Annotated in this window: 1 protein-coding gene; it reads right to left on the reverse strand. The window is 72.8% G+C overall.

Going from position 1 to position 1,046, the window contains the following annotated elements; translation table 11 throughout:
* On the reverse strand, positions 1-1,015 hold a 1,015-nt coding region (locus ACWF62_RS20710), incomplete at its 3' end, for an ROK family glucokinase (RefSeq protein ID WP_452631316.1).
* Positions 1,016-1,046 lie beyond the last annotated feature (31 nt).

Here is a 1,046-nt window from a genome sequence, read left to right on the forward strand (position 1 = left end):
TGCCGGCGTCGGTGCCCAGCTGGGCCCGGACGATCCGGGCCTCCGGGCGGTAGCCGCGCCCGGTGAGCTGGCGGCGGAACGCGTCCCGCGCCGGTCCGATCAGCAGATCGTCCGCCTCGCTCACGCCTCCCCCGATGACGAAGCAGGAGGGGTCGAGGGCGGCGGCGAGGTTGGCGATGCCCACCCCGAGCCAGTGCCCGATGTCCTGGAGCAGCTCCACGCACATCGCGTCGCCGTCCCGGGCCAGCTCGGTGATCATCGGCCCGGTGATCTCGCTGATCTGGCCGCTGACCCGCTCCAGCGTGTGATGCGCCACCGGGGAGTCGGCGGCGGCCAGCTCGCGGGCCTCGCGCACCAGCGCGTTGCCCGAGCTGTACTGCTCCCAGCAGCCCCGGTTGCCGCACGGGCAGCGGTGCCCGCCCGGCACCACCTGCATGTGGCCGAACTCCCCCGCCACCCCGTACTGGCCCCGCTTGACCCGGCCGCCCTCCAGTATGGCGCCGCCGATACCGGTACCCAGCGTGATCATCACCAGCTGGTCCTGGCCGCGCCCGGCGCCGAAGCGCCACTCCGCCCAGGCGGCGGTGTTGGCGTCGTTGTCCACCATGACCGGGACCGCCAGGCGCGCGGTCAGCGCGTCGCGCAGCGGCTCGTTGCGCCACGCCAGGTGCGGGGCGAACAGCACCTTGGAGCGGTCCGCGTCCACCCATCCGGCCGCGCCGATGCCCACCGCGTGCACATCGTGCCGGTCGGACAGGTCCAGCACCAGCTCGGCGATGGTGTCCTCGACGACCTTGGGGCTCTTGGACTTGTCCGGGGTCTCGGTGCGCACCCGCTCCAGCACGGTGCCGTCCGCGTCCACGACCCCGGCCATCACCTTCGTGCCGCCGATGTCGATACCGACGGTGGGCACCCTGGGCGCCGACAGATGCGAGCGGCGCTCACGGGTGGCGATGGTGCGCAGCACCGTCGCCCTCGCCGATGACCGGTGCACTCGCTCACGGTAGGTACTCATCGGCTTGATTCTGCCTTACCGCGTCCTAGGC

The organism is Rhodococcus sp. NPDC054953, from assembly GCF_053609225.1.